Here is a 17,056-nt window from a genome sequence, read left to right on the forward strand (position 1 = left end):
GATCACATGGAATCATGTGATCGATAAGGAATCGCTCAATCAAAACGTTGGAGCAGGTTCTCATCGATAAAGTCTATCAACTTTTTCGGAACCTGCTCTAGAGATGCGCGACGACGGCGAGCCGGCGAACCTCGCCGTTCTTATAAGCGCGCAGGAAGGCCTGATAGTCGCGGAACGACACGCAGCCGTTCGAATCGCCGTTCGGGCCGAGCATGTAAGTATGCGCGAGAAGGCCGGCGCGGCCGAAGATCGCGCCTTCGCCGCCGACCGGCGTGAGACGCAGCGCCTCGACGCCATGGAACAGCGCCTCGCGCGGCTTGAGATCGTAAAGATGCGGCGGCGTCGCGCCGCGCATGCGCAAATGGACGTAGCGCGGATCGTCGAGATGTTGGCGCAGGCCCGAATGCGCCTCGAGTTTTGCGCCGCTGGGCAAATAGACCGTATGCGACGAGATGTCATAGACGGCGGTGTAGCGGTCGAAGTGCGCCGCAGGTCCGACGGCCGCGCCAGCCGCGCCCGAAACGCCCCCTAGGATGCCGGATTTCAGGTCGGAAAGCGTGCCGCCGTCCGGCGCCGCATAGGCGAGCGCCTGACCGCGCGGTTGCTGCTGACGCGCCTCTTGCGCCGATTGCGCGGCGTCGCCGAGCCCGAAGAATCTCTCGAAGATCGAGCGGTCGTCCGCCCCCGAGCCCGGCACGACGGTGGTGCGCGCCATGCGGCGCAGCGAGCCTTCATAAAGGCCGCGATTGGCGACGGTGAGTTCGACCGGGCGGCGCGGCGGCAGCGGCGTATCATCCGCCGAGGCGATCTGCTCTCCGTCGATGTCTTGGCGCTCGGGAACGATGGCGGCCGGCGTTTGCGCGGCGGGCTGGATGCTGGCGTCAAGCGCGCCGCGCAGCGTCGGTTCAGCGAGCGCCAGCGTCTGCCGCCGGCCGCCGAGGCCGACGATGGCGCCATATGGATTTTGCGCGATAGAGGCGTTCTGCCTGAGGGCCGCCGCGGCTGTCTCAGAGCTGGCGGTCGCCGAGCGCTGCGAGAGCGCCCACCACCCCGCCGACAGGCTCACCGCCAGCGCGACGCCGGCGATGACCAGATGGGACGAGCTCTTGCGAGAATAAATACGGCGATCCAAAGAAATGAAATCGATTGGCGCACCGATCCCTTGCATCATCCGCCCCTACCTCCGAATTACTCTTCCGTCGCAAGGCTCTGAGCTTCGCTGACATTTGCGCGAAATCGCGACAAAGTTCGGCGAAAGCCAGAACTGCACGGAACGCCTTCACATATTCTCACCAGAACTAAGCGGCCTTGCTTTGGCTGCTTTAGGGCGAATTCTTGTCCGCGCTTACGGTAAAGACGAATAGTTAAGGCTTTGAAAACGCCGGCTTTCGCGAAATGTCCCGCCACGGCGCGGCCAAGTTTGCCGCCGCTTTGGCGCCCAGATTGAGGCTTTGCCGCAGGCGCGTTCTGGTTCAGCGCGACGGCGAAAGCTTCGCTGCTTTAAATCGTTCTGAAAAGGGACGCGGTCTGACTATTAGAAGCGCCAATCGGATGCAAGGTTGGCCGTAACGGGCGCGTCAAGGCGCCGCGGCGCAGTCGTGGGGCGCGACCTCGCGGCGCGGGGGGCGATTTCGGAACGGCTGCGCTGAGATTGGCGGCAAGATCGCACGACGACATCATGCCCGGCGCGGTTGGCGCCGAATTGAAGACCGGGACGTCCGACGCGGCGAGCCGCAAATTTCGTCGACGATTACAAGCTGGCGATCCTTGAGTCGATCGCCCGCGCGATTGCATTCGCCATCGAACAGCCGGCGGATGTGGACGTGAACGAGATTGTGGTGCGGCCACCGTGCAGGAGTTTTAAGGGGGGATTCGCGCGATTTTAGCAGGCGAAGGGTGACTAGAATGCTATTGCGCAAAGGGTAGCGGTTTGCGACAGCTCAGGTCGCATCTGTTCGCGATTACAATATGGGGATTCTTGAACATTGCCATTGCAAAACAACAATCCAGCATTAAAATTTTCCCGAATCAATGCGCGGAAATAAAGTAATGGCAAGATTGGTTGAGGGGTTAGGGCTAAGAGGAAATCCGTTCGAGCACTATGTTGCTGAATTGGAACCGGATATTGCTGATTATGCTGTTAAGCCTCCGTATTTTGAAGCTATCGGAGCGCGAGCGAAGAATACTTCTTCATTTATTCTTTTCGGAGATCGTGGGGCGGGAAAAAGCGCCACTAGACTTACGATCTTCAAAGAGCTGTGGCGGGAAAAAGCAGACGGGAATAAAGTTCCATTCGCTGTTAACATGACAGACTTCTCAGTTGCAATTAGCGGACGAAATATCACTTCTTCAACAGAAATAGTACTAGTTAAGGAGGTCGCATTTGTAATATTAGAAAGTTTGCTCACCTGGCTTAGCTCGCTTGATGAGGGTGACCGTGAAGTATATCTCGGCGCGCTAGATGCTGACGAATCGACTTTATGCTATGAAATGCTTCGTGATTTCTATTTGTCGCGGCCGGAGCAAAAAAGGCAACGGTCTATTAGAGAAGCTATGGTTCTATTCAATCAAGCGTTTTTATCCAAGAGCAAGCTGTGGCTTGAAAGGCGGTGGGAGCCGATTGCAAGGCTCATTGGAACTATCAGCGAAGTTATAATCCGGCATTATGCCGATGCGAATGCGAGTGTCGCTCAAGACATAACAGCTACAATTTCCGCAGACCGGGAATTAAAAGTTGATCCGATCCTGGTGTTAAGGAAACTTGTGGAACTTATTGCTATATTCGATTTTTCAGGGATTGTTATCCTGATAGATAAAGTGGATGAGACGGATGCAACAAGTAATTCTGCTGATAGGACCGCCGAGCTAATTCACCCGTTGCTTTCTCGAGTTCAGCTTATGGAGGTCGATTCATTTTCATGGGTTTTCTTCTTATGGCATAGCATTAAGAAAATTTTCGAGGGGGATAAATATAACGTTAGACTGGACAAGATAGGTCATGCCACCGTGGCGTGGAGTGATCAGTTTTTCGCTTTGATGCTCGATAAGAGAATGCAATTTTTTTCAAATGGACGCATGGATTTTTCTGGCTTGTTCGAAGGAAGTGTTGATGTTCCTACTATAAGGAATGAACTGGTGCGCGTGTGTATGCGCTCGCCTCGTGAGATCATTCGTCTTATGGACGTAATCATTCGAGAGCATGACGTTTTGCACGCAGAGAAAGATGAAATTCTTCTCTTGGACGATCATTCGGTGCAAGGAGGGGTCGATACGTATGTTAAAGATCGAATTTCGTCGATCTATGGAGATCGACTACTAGCTCAAATTTTTAGGTTAAATAAGACGACGTTTTCAAACAAAGACGTACAGCTAACATTCAAAGTGGGCGCGCAGTCTGCGCGCACTCGGATTCAGTCTTGGGAGAGCGCTGGCATAATAAAATTATCTGGCACTCGTGCAGCAGAAGGAGTCCTGGGCGGTAAGCCCGCAAACGAATATACAATTGTAGATGCTAGAATCGAGAGAATTATGCAGCGTCAATTGATCTCCTACGAAGGAGAGGTGGCTGACGAAGATCCTGAATTTGATCCCTCGGGGGGCGAATGATCTCGGTTGGCCTGCGCTGCTAAAGTGCATCGCCAAGCTCGCCCGTAGCAGTGTTTGACTGGAGCGCCTCGGATTCGTAGCTTGCCGCCGACCGCTTCAGGACTCCCCATGCCCCCCGTCTCCCCCCACCTCTCCCCCATCCGCTCCTTCCAGGGCCTCATCCTCACCCTGCAAAACTTCTGGGCGGCGCAGGGCTGCGTCATCCTGCAGCCCTATGACATGGAGATGGGCGCGGGCACTTTTCATCCCGCCACGACTTTGCGCGCGCTCGGCCCAAAACCCTGGCGCGCCGCCTATGCGCAGCCCTGCCGGCGTCCCAAGGACGGGCGCTATGGCGAGAACCCCAACCGCCTGCAGCATTATTATCAGTTCCAGGTGATCCTCAAACCCTCGCCCCCCGATCTGCAGGAGCTCTATCTCGCTTCGCTCGCCGCGATCGGTATTGACCCGAAGCTCCACGACATCCGCTTCGTCGAGGACGATTGGGAAAGCCCGACGCTCGGCGCCTGGGGGCTCGGGTGGGAATGCTGGTGCGACGGCATGGAGGTCTCGCAATTCACCTACTTCCAGCAGGTCGCGGGCTTCGAATGCGCGCCGGTCGCCGGCGAACTCACCTATGGGCTGGAGCGACTCGCCTGCTATCTGCAGGGCGTCGACAGCATCATGGAATTGAATTTCAACGGCCGCGACGGCGACGAGAAAGTCACTTACGCCGACGTCTTCCTGCAGGCCGAGCAGGAATATTCGCGCCACAATTTTGAAGCCGCCGACACGGGAAAACTTTTTGAAGATTTCAAGGACGCCGAATCGGAATGCGAGCGCTTGCTGCATTTTGGCGCGGGCTCCGGCGACGAGATGCATCTCATGGCGCTGCCGGCCTATGACCAATGCATCAAGGCGAGCCACGCCTTCAACCTTCTCGACGCGCGCGGCGTGATCTCTGTGACCGAGCGCCAGAGCTATATTCTGCGCGTGCGCGAACTCGCCAAGGCCTGCGGCGCGGCTTGGCTGCGCACGGCGGGCGGCGGCGCGAACGGATAGTCGCTCGCGCTATTGCGAAAGCCTCAATCGGCGCCCACCTCGTGAGAGGTAACAGCGTTTGTCATGCGCGTTGGCGCACATCTTCCAAGATCATCGCCATGCATAACTTAGCGCGAGACGGGAAACCGTCTTGCGCCGTTGGCGAGTAGCGGCGCGTGCGCGCCTGTCCTGTCTTTTGCCAGGAACCCAAGAGACATGGATGGGCGCGCGCTCCTTGACGATGTGCCTGTTTTGTTCTAGTCATGTTCCGTGTTCATCCTCGATTAGCGGATCGTGCCATGTATCAGCCTCGTTATCCGTCTTTCAGCATCTCTCGCGGCGTCTCTCGCAGCGCCTCCAGCAGCGTCTTGGGGCAAACGCTTGAGGATTCCGCGCCACGCGGCCAGGCGCTTCAATCGCTCGCCGAGACGGATTCGCTGCGCAGCCGGTTCTTTTCCTGGCGCGGCGCTTCCGGCCGCCGCTATGTGTGCTCGGTGTTTCAGTCGGGCGAGGATTCTTTCGTCGCCGACGTGACGAATGGCGTCGTCATCGGCGTCGCGCGCGAGGGCGCGACGACGCGGCCGGTCTGCGTCTTTCTCGCGCAGGAACGCGCCGGCCGCAGGCTGCGCGAGATCGCGCGGGAGCTCGGCGTCGCCGAATGGCATGTGCATTTTTGCGCCGACGCCGCGTCGCTGCGCGATCTTTCCGCGTCGCTGCTCAACTGATCAGGCGGACCGTCTGTAGCGTAAGCGTTGCGTCGCGAGTTTCCTGCGCGCAAGCGTTGCGTGGTTGCGCAAAAGCGTAGTGCAAAAGCGTTGTGTATGGCGTCGCGTCAAAGCGGCGTCGGCTCATCGCCGGCGCCGCCGGTCGCGGGCCCGGCGGTTCTGCACGACTGATGATCGAGCCGGCGGACGACCTCGGCGAGTTCGGCGTCGTGGATGTCGAGCCGCAGCAGATGTTCGTAGGTGTTGCGCACATAGGCGGGATTGTCGCCATTGAGGCCGACGCCCTCGGCGATCAGGCGAATCATCTCGTCTTCCGGCAGCCGCCCGGCGTATTGGATATGCGTGCGGTCGACGACATAGGCGAGGGCCTTGGCGCCGCCGCCGTCGACGAATCGCACGCCGAGCGTTTTCTCCAGATAGACCGAGGTGACGAGTTCGCGTTCGCGCAGATAGCGAATCGTTTCGGCGCGGTCGCGGCCCGCGATCTTGAAGGCGACGCCCTGGCAGGAGCCGCCGCGATCCAATCCGAGCACCAGTCCCGGCCGCTCCGGCGTGCCGCGGTGGACATGCGAGAAGATGCACAGCGCGCGGTGATAGCCGTGCACCCAGGCGAGCGCGCTGTCGATGAAGTCGAAGCCCGGCCGCCACATCAGCGACCCGTAGCCGAACACCCAGAAATCTTCGTCCCGCGGACTGGCTGAACCCATTCTTCGCCTTTTAAGCCTCGCGATTTCGGTCAAAGATTCGCAGTGCTCGACTGAAGGTTTCCTCATCCTGAGGAGCCTGCGCAGCAGGCGTCTCGAAGGACGAGGGAACCTTCACACACCCCTTATAAGCTCTCCCTCGTGCTTCGAGACGCGCCTTCGATCTCGGGCTTGCCCGAGATCGACATTAAATCCGCAAGTCGGGTAAACCGCGACTTGCAGGCGCTCCTCAGCATGAGGGAGAGGATAGCTGTCCTTCACTAGACGCCCAGCGTCTCTTTCTTATTTTTTCCGCCGCAATCCTGCGATGCAATGAAAATCGTGATTCGGTGGCGGAATGCGACGCGCCTCCGTCTCGGGAGCGCCCTTCCGTAGAGCCTACCCACAACATATCGCGTCGGTTTTCTTGCTTTCCCCTGCAGTTTGTGGCGGTCTTTAGGCAATGAAATTCGAGCGCCTGCGCCTTCTGGGCTTCAAGAGCTTCTGCGAGCCGACCGATTTCCTCATCGAGCCGGGCTTGACCGGCGTCGTCGGCCCCAATGGCTGCGGCAAGTCGAATCTCGTCGAAGCCCTGCGCTGGGTGATGGGCGAAAACTCCTATAAAAACATGCGCGCGTCCGGCATGGACGACGTGATTTTCTCCGGCGGCGGCTCGCGCCCGGCGCGCAATCTCGCCGAAGTCGGGCTTGTTCTCGACAATTCGTCGCGCACCGCGCCGGCGGCCTTTAACGACGCCGACGCGATCGAGGTGACGCGCCGAATCGAGCGCGAGCAGGGCTCCACCTACCGAATCAACGGCCGCGAGGTGCGCGCCCGCGACGTGCAGCTTCTCTTCGCCGACGCCGCCACCGGCGCGCGCTCGCCTTCGCTCGTGCGCCAGGGCCAGATCGGCGAGATCATTTCAGCGAAGCCGCAGGCGCGCCGCCGCATCCTCGAAGACGCCGCCGGCGTCGCCGGGCTGCATTCGCGCCGGCACGAGGCTGAGCTGCGCCTCAACGCCGCGTCCGAAAATCTCACGCGCCTCGAAGACGTGTTGAAGCAGGTCGACAGCCAGGCCGACAGCTTGAAGCGGCAGGCGCGCCAGGCCAACAAATACCGCGGGCTTGCAGCGCAAATCCGCAAGAATGAGGCGCTGGCGGCGCTTCTCGCCTATCAGCTCGCCGCACAGCAGCTGCAGGGCGCCGCCGAGAAGCTCGACGCCGGCCGGCGCAGCGTGCAGGAACGCACGCTGGAGCAGGCGGAGGCGGCGAAGTTCCAGGCGGTCGCCGCGCATGAGCTGCCGCCGCTGCGCGAGAAGGAGGCGGAGGCCGGCGCGGCGCTGCATCGGCTCGTCGTCGCGCGTCAGGCGCTCGAGGCCGACGAGCAGCGCGCCAAGCAACGAATCGCCGAGCTTCAGCGCCATATCGAACAGTTCGGCCGCGATCTCGAGCGCGAACGCGCGCTGATCCAGGATGCGGCTGAGGTCGCGCAGCGGCTTGAGGACGAGCGCGCTGAGCTGCAAGGCGGCGACGCCCACGACGCCGGCCGCGAGACAGAGGCGCAAGCGCGGCTGGTCGACATCGAAGCGGCGCTGGCGGCGACCGAGGCCGAGCTGTCGAGCGCGCAGGAGCAGCTCGCCGGCGTCAACGCCAGGCGGTCGGCGCTTGAAGCGGCGCTGCGCGACGAGAATCAGCGGGTCGCGCGCTTCGAGGCGGAGCTCACCCGCATCGAGACGGAATTTGCGCTGATCGCCGGGCAGGGCGGCGGCGCCGACGAAGTCGAGCGTCTCACGCAGGCTTTCGAACAGGCGGCGCAGGACGCGCGCGCCGCCGAAGAAGCGACGCAGGAGACCGAGGCCGCCACGCGGCGGGCGCGCGACGCCGAGGCCGCCGCCCGCGCGCCATTGGAGCCGGCGGCGCTGCGCGCGCAGCGGCTCGAGACCGAGATCCGCACGCTTGAACATCTGCTGCAAACCGGCTCCGGCGGCCTCTGGGCGCCGGTGGTCGAAAGCATGACCGTCGAGAAAGGCTATGAGACCGCGCTGGGCGCGGCGCTCGGCGACGATCTTGACGCCTCGGCCGATGATTCGGCGCCGGCGCATTGGTCGGTGACGCCCGGGGAGGGCGATCCGGCCCTGCCCAATGGCGTGCGCGCGCTCGCCGCGCTTGTCGACGCGCCGCCGGCGCTGCGCCGCCGCCTCGCGCAGATCGGCGTCGTGTTGCGCACCGAGGGCGAGAGCCTGCGCAAACTCTTGAAGCCCGGCCAGCGGCTCGTCTCCAAAGAGGGCGATCTGTGGCGCTGGGATGGCTTCACCCAGGCCGCCGAAGCCCCGACCGCCGCCGCGCGCCGCCTCGCCGAGAAGAACCGGCTCGCCGATCTGCGCGTCGAGGCCGCCGCCGCGCGCGCCGCGGCCGATGCGCTGACGCAAGCGCTGAACGCCGCGCGCGAGGCCGCGCGAGCAGCCGCGCAGGCCGAAGCGGAGGCGCGCGACGCGCATCGTCGCGCCCGCGTTCGCTTGGAGGAAGCGCGCGAACGCCATTCGACGGCGGAGCGTCGTCAGGCGCAAATCGGCCAGCGCCTGTCGGCGCTGCAGGAAGCCAAGGCGCGGACGCTCGCCAATCGCGACGAGGCCGCGCAGAAGCGCGCAAGCGTGACGCAGGCGCTCGACCAGCTTGAGGAGCCGGCCTTTCTCGCCGGCGCTTTGGAGAATTTGCGCGGCCGCGCCATGGCCGAGCGCGCCCAGGCTGGCGAGGCGCGGGCCGCGGTCGCCTCCCTGCGCCACGAAAGAGCGGCGCGCGCGTCGCGGCTCTCGGCGATCGCGCGAGAGGCCTCGTCATGGGCGGAACGCCGCGATCGTGCGCAGGACCGCATCGGCGAGCTGGAAGAGCGGCTGGCGACGGCGCAAGAGGAACATGCCCGCATAGGCGACGCGCCCGACGCTTTCATCGGCCAGCGCCGCGCGCTGATGAATGCGCTCGAAGAGGCCGAGGCCGCGCGCCGCGACGCGTCCGACGCGCGCGCCAGCGCCGAAACGCGTCTCGCCGAAACCGACCGCGCCGCCCGCGCCGCCCTCGAGGCGATGAGCGCCGCGCGCGAAGACATGGCGCGCAGCGAGGCGCAGTTGGAGGCCGTGCGCCAGCGCGTCGCCGACGTCGAGCGCGCCATCGCGCATGATCTCGAATCGACGCCGCAAGCGCTCGCGCAACTTGCCGAGGTCAAGGACGGCGACGATCTGCCGGAGATCGCCGACATCGAACGCCGGCTGGAGAATTTACGCGCCGACCGCGAACGGCTCGGCGCCGTCAATCTGCGCGCCGAGGACGAACTCACCGAGGTCGAGACGCAGCGCGAAAAGATGATCGCCGAACGCGACGACCTTTCGGAAGCCATCAAGAAATTGCGCGCCGCGATCGCCAGTCTCAACAAGGAGGGGCGCGAGCGCATGCTCGCCGCCTTCGACAAGGTCAACGCGCACTTCAAGGAGCTGTTCACGCTGCTCTTTGATGGCGGCGCGGCGGAATTGCAGCTTGTCGAAAGCGACGATCCGCTCGAGGCCGGCCTCGACATTCTCGCGCGACCGCCGGGCAAGAAGCCGACGACGATGACGCTGCTGTCGGGCGGCGAGCAGGCGTTGACCGCCATGTCGCTGATTTTCGCGGTCTTCCTGACCAATCCGTCGCCGATCTGCGTGCTCGACGAGGTCGACGCGCCGCTCGACGACAGCAATGTCGAGCGCTTCTGCGATCTCCTCGAGGAGATGCGCAAGAAGACCGACACGCGCTTCGTCACCATCACCCATAATCCAATCACCATGGCGCGCATGGACCGGCTGTTCGGCGTGACGCAGGCCGAGCGCGGCATCTCGCAGCTCGTCTCGGTCGATCTGGAGCAGGCGGAGAAATTCGCGCTGGCGAGTTGAGGGTTTGAGACCGCTCTCGATCTGATTGGACCCCAGGCGCCCTAAATGTCGCAGACGAGGACGCCCTTGGCCTCCGTTGGGCGCGTCGCACGCGAGATGCCAATTTCGGTTGATCTGTTCGCAACGCCGTCATTCCCGGCAGGCCGAAGGCCTGACCGGGAATCCAGAGCCGGTCCAGGAATGCTGGTTTTGCTTCTGGATTCCCGATCGCGCGCAAGACGCGCGTCGGGAATGACCTGCGAGCGGTTCGAACGGAAATCGAATGACCGGGCGAAGCTGATATGACCAGAAGCGAATTCGTTCTGCGCTCAGCGATTTTTATCGCGCTCGCCCTAACGCCGTTTCTCATCTGGCTGCTCTTCGACGTCATCGTCCTTGCGACAGGCGCGGTGCTCGTCGCGACGCTCATTCACCTCGTCGCGACGCCGTTTCTCAAGCTCCGCCTGCCGCGCGGCGTGGCGCTCACGCTGTCGGGCCTGCTGATCGCCTCGATCATCGGCGGGACCTTCTATCTCTTCGGCCGGACGATGGCTGGCGAGTTTCACGACGTGCTGCGCCGCGCCGAGCAGACGGCGGACGTTATCTCGCTCGAAATCGCCCGATCAGGACTCTCCGACTATCTGCCGTCTTCCTTCGGCGAAAATATTTCGCTGTCGGGTCTGATCGGACGTTCGTTCACCGTCAGCATCGAGGCCGTTCTTGGCGGACTCGTGGCTTTTTTCGCCGGAGTCTTCATCGCGAGCGAACCGGCGCTCTACAGCGAAGGCTTCACGCTGCTATTTGCGCCGCGCTGGCGCAACAGAGCGCGCGAAACGCTCGGTCACGTCTCCACCGCGCTGCGCCGTTGGCTGCTCGGTCAAATGATTGAAATGGTCACAATGGGCGTCATGGCCGGCGTGGCGGTCTGGCTCATTGGCCTGCCGTCGCCCTTCGCGCTTGGCGCCATATCGGGGCTCTCGGAATTCATCCCCTATATCGGGCCGATTCTGGCGATTTTTCCATCAGTGGCGGTCGCGGCGACGATCGGACCCTATACGATGCTTTGGACGATCCTCGCCTATCTCGCCATTCATCAGCTCGACGGCAATATGATCATGCCGCTCATCCAGCGGCAATTGGTGCGCGTGCCGCCGGCGCTCATGCTGATTTCAATTGCGCTATTCGGCACGCTGTTCGGATTGGGCGCCACGATCTTCGCCGCGCCGCTGACGGTCATCATCTATGTCGCGGTGATCAAGCTCTATGTGCGGGATACGCTGGGCGAGTCGACGCCGCTGCCGGGAGAGAAAGCGGATCTGAAGAGTCTGCCTGGCGCTGGCATGAGTGGGTGAGAAGCTGCGCAAAAACCCTCCCCTTGAGGGGGAGGGTCGCGCCGAAGGCGCGGGGTGGGGTGAAGCCCTTCTCCGATGATTGCTTATGGCGTGCGCCATTCAGTGCGACTTTGTTTATGCATTTATCCGTAAGTCACCCCACCCCGAAACGCTTCGCGTTTCCACCCTCCCCCCTCAAGGGGAGGGTGGGCGACACGACGAACGCCGTCGTCCTGCCGTAGCAATTGATTGCAAGAACCGTTCATGGATTGGCGCGCGCCAGTGATGGATTATTGCGAAAGGCAGAGCTCGGCCTTCTGGGCGGAGCCGGCGAATGCGCTGAGCAATTTCGCTTTCGTGATCGCGGCCGCCAGCGCCTTTCTTCTTTGGCGACGGCGGGGCGGGGCGGATTATCCTGCGCTCGCGCTCATCATCGTCACGGCGTCGGTCGGCGTCGGGAGTTTCGTTTTCCATACGGTCGCGACGCGCGGCGCCATGCTGCTCGACGTCGTTCCGATCGCGATCTTCATCTATGGCTATTTTCTGCTGGCGCTTCGCCGGTACTTTCGTCTGTCGATGGTTCCGGCGATGGCGATCACGCTGGGCTTCGCCGCCGGCTCGTCTTTCGCGACGACCGTGGACGCGCTGAACGGTTCGGTCGGCTATCTGCCGGCTCTCGCGGCGCTGTCGATCTTCGCCGCGCTGCTGTGGACGTCGAGAGGACGGCGCGAGACGGGGCGAACACTTGCCGCCGCCGCGCTCCTGTTCGCAATCTCGCTTGTCTTTCGAACGATCGATCGCGCGATCTGTCCCGCCTTTCCGCTCGGCGCGCATGTCCTGTGGCATATGCTGAACGCCTGCGTGTTGTGGCTGCTGCTGCGCGCGGCGATCATCGCCGGACCGCGTGGCGATCAGGCGAGCCCGATCCAGAATGCGAAAGAGCCGACCGCCGCGTGAGAGGCGGTCAGCGGCCAGACGTTGCGCGTGAAAAGATAGGCCGTGCTCCACGCGACTCCGGCGAGAAACGTGTTGGCGAGCAGGACGGGATCGCCATAGGCGCCATGCATCAGCGAAAAGACCGCCGAGGAAAACAGCACGTAGTGGCGTCCGCTCATCTGCAGCCGATCGGCGATCAGCTTGGGGACCGAGCGGCAGACGATCTCCTGGCAGGGGCTCGACACGAGCACATAGAAGGGCGCGAAGGCGACCCAGTTCGGCTCCGGACTCGAATGATTCAGGAACTGCGCTTCGACGACGATTCCCGCCAGAAGCAGGCAGGTCAGGGCGCCGCAGATCAGCCAGGCGCGACCGCCTCTTGGCGCGCCCAGACCGAGTTCAGCGAAGGAATATCCGCCGATGACGCAGGCGGCGATGCAAAGGCCGGAAACGACGAGCAGCGCTTCGAAGCGGATCTGGAATGACAGCGCGCCGGCGGCGATCGCGAGGCTCGGCGCGAGCAGCAAAAGCACGAAGCCGATCAGCGGCGCCAGGGATCGCGAGGGAAGCGTCATAAAAGCGTAACAGACTTTCCTCTGTCACAGTTCCGTGCGCCCGAGCTCCGGCAAATTGCCGCGCCGCGGCGCCTCGTTGGAGAGCAGATGGGTCCGCTCCGATAAACACGCTTTTATATCAATAGGTTATCTAAACGAGCCTCGCCTTGACTAAATGAAAGCGCGGAAATATGTTGCGCGCGGCTCGAAAGGATTGGCCGCAAAGCCGAGAATTTCGCGCCGTCTCCCGAACGGTTCGACTTTTCCGTCGCGCGGCGTCGCGCCATCGTTCAATTTTTGCGCATGGCGCAATCTGCGAGGCGAAAAACGCCGATGAGCGACGAAAACGACGACGACGCGGAAGACGCGGAGCGCGCGGCGCTCAACGCGCGGCTTCAAAAGCTCAACGCGGCCTTGCGCAAGGTCGACGAAGAGCAGGCCGCCGCCGAAGCGGCGCCGCGGACGGAGCGCAAGGGCTTCACGCGCGCCATGCGCGTCGGCCTCAACGCGTTCTCCGAATTCGTCGGGGCGGTGTTGGTCAGCGCCGTCATTGGCTGGCAGGCGGATCAGTGGCTTGGCACGACGCCATGGCTTCTGATCGTGATGCTCGGACTGGGCGTCGCGGCGGGATTTTGGAATGTCTATCGCGTGGCGAAGCCGAAAGCGCCGGGCGAGGAGTAGAGCAGGTTCCGAAAAGTCGACAGACTTTTTCGATGGGAACCTGCTCCAGCGTTTTGATTTTGAGCGATTCCTATCGATCGCATGATTCGATGTGATCGGCAGGCGCTCTAGGGAACACGAAGGCGCGTCCTAGCGCCAAGCGGGGCCGGGCGGCGACGCCCGGAAAAAGCGATGAATCCGGAAGAAGCAGCCGCAAAGTCCAATCCCATCGAGCAGTTCGAACTGCATCGACTGTGGCCCTTCGAGATCAACGGCGTCGAGACATCCTTCACCAACGCCTCGCTGTTCATGTTGCTCGCCGCGCTCGGCGTCGTCGCGCTGATGATCCTCGCGACCTCCAAAAAGGCGATCGTGCCGGGCCGCGTGCAGGCCATGGCTGAGATGCTCTATGAATTCGTCGCCGGCATGGTGCGTCAGACCGCCGGGACGGAAGGGATGAAGTTCTTCCCCTTCGTCTTCACGCTCTTCGCCTTCATTCTCATCGCCAATCTGATCGGGCTTGTGCCCTACACCTATTCGGTGACGAGCCAGATCGTCGTCACCTTCGCCTTCGCGATCGTGGTGATCTCGCTCGTGGTCGTTTACGGCCTCTATCGCCACGGCTTCGGCTTCCTCAACCTTTTCGTGCCGCATGGCGTGCCGCTGCCCGTGCTCGTCGTGCTGGTGCCGATCGAGATCATCTCCTTCCTGTCGCGGCCGGTGTCGCTTTCCGTCCGTCTCTTCGCCAATATCCTCGCCGGCCACATCACCCTCGCCGTGTTCGGCGGCTTCGTGGTGATGCTGCTCGGGGCCGGCGCCTGGGCGGCGCTCGCGCCCGTGCCGATCCTGGCGATTGTCGCGCTCTATGCGCTCGAACTGCTCGTCGCCTGTCTGCAGGCGTTCGTCTTCAGCGTTCTCACATGCGTCTATCTGAACGACGCTATTCACCCGGGCCACTGATAAAAATCGAACAATAAACGTCGCCCCATTCAGCAGGAGAAAGATATGTCAGAAATGCAACTCGTCGGCGCCGGACTGGCGGCGATCGGCACCGGCGCTGCGGCGATCGGCGTCGGCATCATTTTCGGCAACTTCGTCAACGGCGCCCTGCGCAACCCGTCGGCGGCCGCTTCCCAGTTCACCAACGCCATCATCGGCGCGGCGCTTGCCGAAGGCCTGGGCATCTTCGCCTTTCTGATCGCAATCCTGCTGTTCCTGAAGCAGTGACGTTTCGCGTCCGGCCTTTCGGCCGGGCGCGCTTTCTCATGCGCCGCGCGGCCGCCGCGCGGCCTTTGTCCGAGACTTGGATCATGTCCATGGCGATCATCTCTTCCGCTTTCGCCGCCGAGGGCGAGCAGACGACGCACGAGGCCGTCGGCGCCGGCGAGGCGCATCATGAGGGCGTCTTTCCGCCCTTCCAGACTGAAAATTTCGCGCCGCAGATTTTCTGGCTCGTCATCATTTTCGGACTGCTCTACGTGCTGATGTCGCGCATCGCGCTTCCGCGCGTGGGCGGCATCATCGAGAACCGGGGCGCCAAGATCGCTTTAGATCTCGGCGCCGCGCGCGAGATGCAGTCGAAGGCGCAGGCCGCCGCGGCCGCGAATGACGAAAACCTTCGTCGCCGTCGTGACGAGGCGCAAGGCATCGGCCGCGAGGCGCAGCACAAGATCGCCGCTGAGAGCGCAAGGCAGCGCGCGCTTGCCGAATCGCAGGCGGCGGAGAAGATCCGCGTCGCCGACGAGCGCATCGCGAGCGCAAAGACTCAGGCGCTGGCCAATGTCGAGCAGATCGCCGTCGACGCCGCCGCCTCCATCGTCGAGAAGCTCACCGGCGCAAAAATCGACCAGGCCGCGCTCGCCAAGCACGCGACATCGTCGAACTGAGGAGAGGCTCAATGCATTTCGACGCGGAATTCTACGTCGCCGTCGGCTTCACGATCTTCGTTCTCGTGATGGTTTGGGTCGGCGCGCACTCTAAGTTCGCCGCGTTCATTGATGCGCGCATCAACCGCATCAAGGGCGAACTCGCCGAAGCCGAACGCCTGCGCAACGAAGCGGAGGCGCTTCTTGCGTCCTTCGAACAGAAGCGGGCGGAAGCGGAAGCCGAAGCCAAGTCCATCGTCGCGCAGGCGAAGGAAGAGGCGGAGTTGATCGCCGCCGAGGGGCGTCGCCGCCTCGGCGAATTCATGGACCGCAGCGTCAAGCAGGTCGAACAGAAGATCGCTCAGGCGGAGGCGCAGGCCTCGGCCGAAGTGCGCGCCGCCGCCGCGGACGCCGCAGTCAAGATCGCCGAGCGCGCGCTCTCCGCCGGCGCGGGCGCTGGCAAGGATTTCGTCGGCGACGGCATCAAGGAACTGAAGTCGCTCGCGCACTGATGAGAAGGGCGAGCTAGCCGCCCTTGCGCTTTTTTTCGGCTGCGGGCTTTTCTGCGCCCTGGGTAAAGCCGACGAGAATTTCGTAATCGTCCTGGGCGCGCGGGCTCATGAGAGGCACCGTGAACGGATCGGCGATGACTTGAAATTCGCCGCGCGCGCCGCCCTTTGGGATTGACGCGTTAACGCGATAGGTCTTCGAGGTGACGAGCGTATCGTCTTTCAGACGGCGAATCGCCACCCGCAGATTGGCGCCAAAGGCGCCGGGCTGACCGGCCGCGCCGAGTACGGCCGAACCTTCGACTCCCACTCTGATCGTCAGATGGTCGCCGTCGACAATGCATTGGCGCGCGGTTTCACCGAGCGAAAGCTGATAGCGCACATTGGGGCCATCGGCGTCCGGCGGCGACCGCAGCATGGCCGCGCCGCTTTCAATGAAGACTTCAGGACAATCGGGCGTCGCGCCGGGCGGCGCTGGCGGCCCCTCCTTTGGTTCGCCGCCGCCGAAGATGCTGGGCACGCGAAGCCGCGGCAGTTCGAACGCCGCCGCCACAGGCGTGAGCGCGATGGACGCTGAAACAGCAATCGCCAGGCGACTCCGCGCAGTTCTAAAGAGCTTGCCCACCGGGCGCTTCGTGCAAACGTTACGGCAGCTTTGCGAATCCATCCTTGAATCCCTGCAGAGTCAGCGGCAATCCTATGCCTTCTTCCGGAACCTGGTGAATGATGAAGGTTGCGGTCTTGCCGCTCTTCAGTTGATCGATGAGCTTGTCGTCCATCATCACCTCGGCCACGCAGCCCGTCGGCAGACATTTGACGAAGCCGGCGCGGCCAACGTCGGCTTGGTCGATTTTCAAGCCGAGCCCGCTAGGCAGGAGCACGCCGAGCGGCGCGATCACGCGCAGCAGACGGCTCTTGCCGTCGCTCGTCTTCAAGACGATGACGACGAGGTTGATGTTGCTCTTATCCTCGGCGACGACGCTCTGAATCAGCGCGCATTGTTCCGCGGCCGCGCCTGCGGGCTTTTCGCAGCGCATTTCCCAATCGCCGAATTTGGCCTTGGCGGGGCCGCCTTGCGCATGGCTCGCGTTGGCGCTGAGTCCGAGCAACAGCAATGAGACCGCCGCCGCGACCTGATGTCGCAACAGGCGACGCGTTTTTGCAGCGCGCAAGGGCTTCATGATGGCTCCTGGCGGACGGCTCCGTCGCCGTTCCAATTTCGTGACGCAGGGAAAGTGGCCGGTCGCCTCGGGCCGTCCTGCGCGACAG

At 62.7% G+C, this 17,056-nt stretch carries 16 protein-coding genes; 11 read left to right on the forward strand and 5 right to left on the reverse strand.

What is annotated here, in order from left to right:
- Nucleotides 1–97: 97 nt before the first annotated feature.
- Nucleotides 98–1,171 carry a DUF2778 domain-containing protein gene (locus IYW40_RS17565; protein WP_196401577.1) on the reverse strand — a complete coding sequence of 358 codons (1,074 nt, stop codon included), beginning with the start codon at nucleotides 1,169–1,171 and terminating at the stop codon, nucleotides 98–100.
- An 878-nt stretch (nucleotides 1,172–2,049) separates the two neighbouring features.
- Between IYW40_RS17565 and IYW40_RS17570 the strand changes: the two genes are divergently transcribed.
- The 3 genes from IYW40_RS17570 (at nucleotide 2,050) to IYW40_RS17580 (ending at nucleotide 5,351) form a co-directional block, all read left to right on the forward strand.
- The gene (locus IYW40_RS17570) at nucleotides 2,050–3,606 is read left to right on the forward strand and encodes a hypothetical protein (RefSeq protein WP_196401578.1); all 1,557 of its coding nucleotides are present in this window, start codon (nucleotides 2,050–2,052) and stop codon (nucleotides 3,604–3,606) included.
- A 108-nt stretch (nucleotides 3,607–3,714) separates the two neighbouring features.
- Complete coding sequence (locus IYW40_RS17575) at nucleotides 3,715–4,647, forward strand: glycine--tRNA ligase subunit alpha (protein WP_196401579.1); 933 nt, start codon at nucleotides 3,715–3,717, stop codon at nucleotides 4,645–4,647.
- A 278-nt stretch (nucleotides 4,648–4,925) separates the two neighbouring features.
- Nucleotides 4,926–5,351, forward strand: a complete 426-nt coding sequence (locus IYW40_RS17580; RefSeq protein ID WP_246720889.1) for a hypothetical protein — start codon at nucleotides 4,926–4,928, stop codon at nucleotides 5,349–5,351.
- A gap of 107 nt (nucleotides 5,352–5,458) precedes the next feature.
- Here the strand turns inward: IYW40_RS17580 and IYW40_RS17585 are convergent, their stop codons facing one another.
- Nucleotides 5,459–6,058: a gamma-glutamylcyclotransferase gene (locus IYW40_RS17585; RefSeq protein ID WP_196401580.1), complete on the reverse strand. Its 600-nt coding sequence runs from the start codon at nucleotides 6,056–6,058 to the stop codon at nucleotides 5,459–5,461.
- A gap of 439 nt (nucleotides 6,059–6,497) precedes the next feature.
- Here IYW40_RS17585 and smc point away from each other — a divergent pair, with 439 nt between their 5' ends.
- From smc to IYW40_RS17600, 3 genes are all read left to right on the forward strand, one after another.
- Nucleotides 6,498–9,953 (forward strand): chromosome segregation protein SMC, encoded by a 3,456-nt coding sequence (gene smc, locus IYW40_RS17590; protein ID WP_196401581.1) that lies wholly within the window; start codon nucleotides 6,498–6,500, stop codon nucleotides 9,951–9,953.
- A 281-nt stretch (nucleotides 9,954–10,234) separates the two neighbouring features.
- Entirely contained in the window at nucleotides 10,235–11,284 is a 1,050-nt protein-coding gene (locus IYW40_RS17595) for an AI-2E family transporter (RefSeq protein WP_196401582.1), read from the forward strand.
- 243 nt (nucleotides 11,285–11,527) lie between these two features.
- Nucleotides 11,528–12,220, forward strand: coding sequence for a ceramidase domain-containing protein (locus tag IYW40_RS17600; protein WP_196401583.1), 693 nt, complete (start codon nucleotides 11,528–11,530; stop codon nucleotides 12,218–12,220).
- Here IYW40_RS17600 and IYW40_RS17605 read toward each other — a convergent pair.
- A complete protein-coding gene (locus tag IYW40_RS17605) occupies nucleotides 12,175–12,774 on the reverse strand; it encodes a CPBP family intramembrane glutamic endopeptidase (RefSeq protein WP_196401584.1) in 600 nt (199 codons plus the stop codon). The two genes, IYW40_RS17600 and IYW40_RS17605, sit on opposite strands and share 46 nt — an antisense overlap.
- Before the next feature lie 312 nt (nucleotides 12,775–13,086).
- Here IYW40_RS17605 and IYW40_RS17610 point away from each other — a divergent pair, with 312 nt between their 5' ends.
- The 5 genes from IYW40_RS17610 (at nucleotide 13,087) to IYW40_RS17630 (ending at nucleotide 15,790) form a co-directional block, all read left to right on the forward strand.
- Nucleotides 13,087–13,434 (forward strand): AtpZ/AtpI family protein, encoded by a 348-nt coding sequence (locus IYW40_RS17610; RefSeq protein WP_026222820.1) that lies wholly within the window; start codon nucleotides 13,087–13,089, stop codon nucleotides 13,432–13,434.
- A 171-nt stretch (nucleotides 13,435–13,605) separates the two neighbouring features.
- Nucleotides 13,606–14,373, forward strand: a complete 768-nt coding sequence (locus IYW40_RS17615; protein WP_018407488.1) for a F0F1 ATP synthase subunit A — start codon at nucleotides 13,606–13,608, stop codon at nucleotides 14,371–14,373.
- Nucleotides 14,374–14,418: 45 nt separating this feature from the next.
- The gene (locus tag IYW40_RS17620; protein ID WP_014892520.1) at nucleotides 14,419–14,640 is read left to right on the forward strand and encodes a F0F1 ATP synthase subunit C; all 222 of its coding nucleotides are present in this window, start codon (nucleotides 14,419–14,421) and stop codon (nucleotides 14,638–14,640) included.
- An 89-nt stretch (nucleotides 14,641–14,729) separates the two neighbouring features.
- The gene (locus IYW40_RS17625) at nucleotides 14,730–15,299 is read left to right on the forward strand and encodes an ATPase (protein ID WP_246720891.1); all 570 of its coding nucleotides are present in this window, start codon (nucleotides 14,730–14,732) and stop codon (nucleotides 15,297–15,299) included.
- 11 nt (nucleotides 15,300–15,310) lie between these two features.
- A complete protein-coding gene (locus tag IYW40_RS17630; RefSeq protein WP_123175216.1) occupies nucleotides 15,311–15,790 on the forward strand; it encodes an ATP F0F1 synthase subunit B in 480 nt (159 codons plus the stop codon).
- Nucleotides 15,791–15,803: 13 nt separating this feature from the next.
- On the opposite strand, the gene IYW40_RS17635 is transcribed toward IYW40_RS17630, so the two are convergent.
- Nucleotides 15,804–16,412 carry a hypothetical protein gene (locus tag IYW40_RS17635; RefSeq protein WP_175093739.1) on the reverse strand — a complete coding sequence of 203 codons (609 nt, stop codon included), beginning with the start codon at nucleotides 16,410–16,412 and terminating at the stop codon, nucleotides 15,804–15,806.
- Nucleotides 16,413–16,431: 19 nt separating this feature from the next.
- A complete protein-coding gene (locus IYW40_RS17640; RefSeq protein ID WP_175093568.1) occupies nucleotides 16,432–16,968 on the reverse strand; it encodes an invasion associated locus B family protein in 537 nt (178 codons plus the stop codon).
- Nucleotides 16,969–17,056 lie beyond the last annotated feature (88 nt).

This window comes from Methylocystis sp. H4A, from assembly GCF_015709545.1.
In the GTDB taxonomy this organism is placed as follows: Bacteria; Pseudomonadota; Alphaproteobacteria; order Rhizobiales; family Beijerinckiaceae; genus Methylocystis; species Methylocystis silviterrae.

What these genes read in the sequence shown, in the direction of transcription:
- IYW40_RS17595 (WP_196401582.1), top strand. Translation starts at nt 10,235, where the DNA reads ATGACCAGAAGCGAATTCGTTCTGCGCTCAGCGATTTTTATCGCGCTC.
- IYW40_RS17615 (WP_018407488.1), top strand. Translation starts at nt 13,606, where the DNA reads ATGAATCCGGAAGAAGCAGCCGCAAAGTCCAATCCCATCGAGCAGTTC.
- IYW40_RS17600 (WP_196401583.1), top strand. Translation starts at nt 11,528, where the DNA reads ATGGATTGGCGCGCGCCAGTGATGGATTATTGCGAAAGGCAGAGCTCG.
- IYW40_RS17605 (WP_196401584.1), bottom strand. Translation starts at nt 12,774, where the DNA reads ATGACGCTTCCCTCGCGATCCCTGGCGCCGCTGATCGGCTTCGTGCTT.
- IYW40_RS17585 (WP_196401580.1), bottom strand. Translation starts at nt 6,058, where the DNA reads ATGGGTTCAGCCAGTCCGCGGGACGAAGATTTCTGGGTGTTCGGCTAC.
- IYW40_RS17630 (WP_123175216.1), top strand. Translation starts at nt 15,311, where the DNA reads ATGCATTTCGACGCGGAATTCTACGTCGCCGTCGGCTTCACGATCTTC.
- IYW40_RS17575 (WP_196401579.1), top strand. Translation starts at nt 3,715, where the DNA reads ATGCCCCCCGTCTCCCCCCACCTCTCCCCCATCCGCTCCTTCCAGGGC.
- IYW40_RS17580 (WP_246720889.1), top strand. Translation starts at nt 4,926, where the DNA reads ATGTATCAGCCTCGTTATCCGTCTTTCAGCATCTCTCGCGGCGTCTCT.
- IYW40_RS17640 (WP_175093568.1), bottom strand. Translation starts at nt 16,968, where the DNA reads ATGAAGCCCTTGCGCGCTGCAAAAACGCGTCGCCTGTTGCGACATCAG.
- IYW40_RS17610 (WP_026222820.1), top strand. Translation starts at nt 13,087, where the DNA reads ATGAGCGACGAAAACGACGACGACGCGGAAGACGCGGAGCGCGCGGCG.
- IYW40_RS17565 (WP_196401577.1), bottom strand. Translation starts at nt 1,171, where the DNA reads ATGATGCAAGGGATCGGTGCGCCAATCGATTTCATTTCTTTGGATCGC.
- IYW40_RS17625 (WP_246720891.1), top strand. Translation starts at nt 14,730, where the DNA reads ATGGCGATCATCTCTTCCGCTTTCGCCGCCGAGGGCGAGCAGACGACG.
- IYW40_RS17570 (WP_196401578.1), top strand. Translation starts at nt 2,050, where the DNA reads ATGGCAAGATTGGTTGAGGGGTTAGGGCTAAGAGGAAATCCGTTCGAG.
- IYW40_RS17620 (WP_014892520.1), top strand. Translation starts at nt 14,419, where the DNA reads ATGTCAGAAATGCAACTCGTCGGCGCCGGACTGGCGGCGATCGGCACC.
- smc (WP_196401581.1), top strand. Translation starts at nt 6,498, where the DNA reads ATGAAATTCGAGCGCCTGCGCCTTCTGGGCTTCAAGAGCTTCTGCGAG.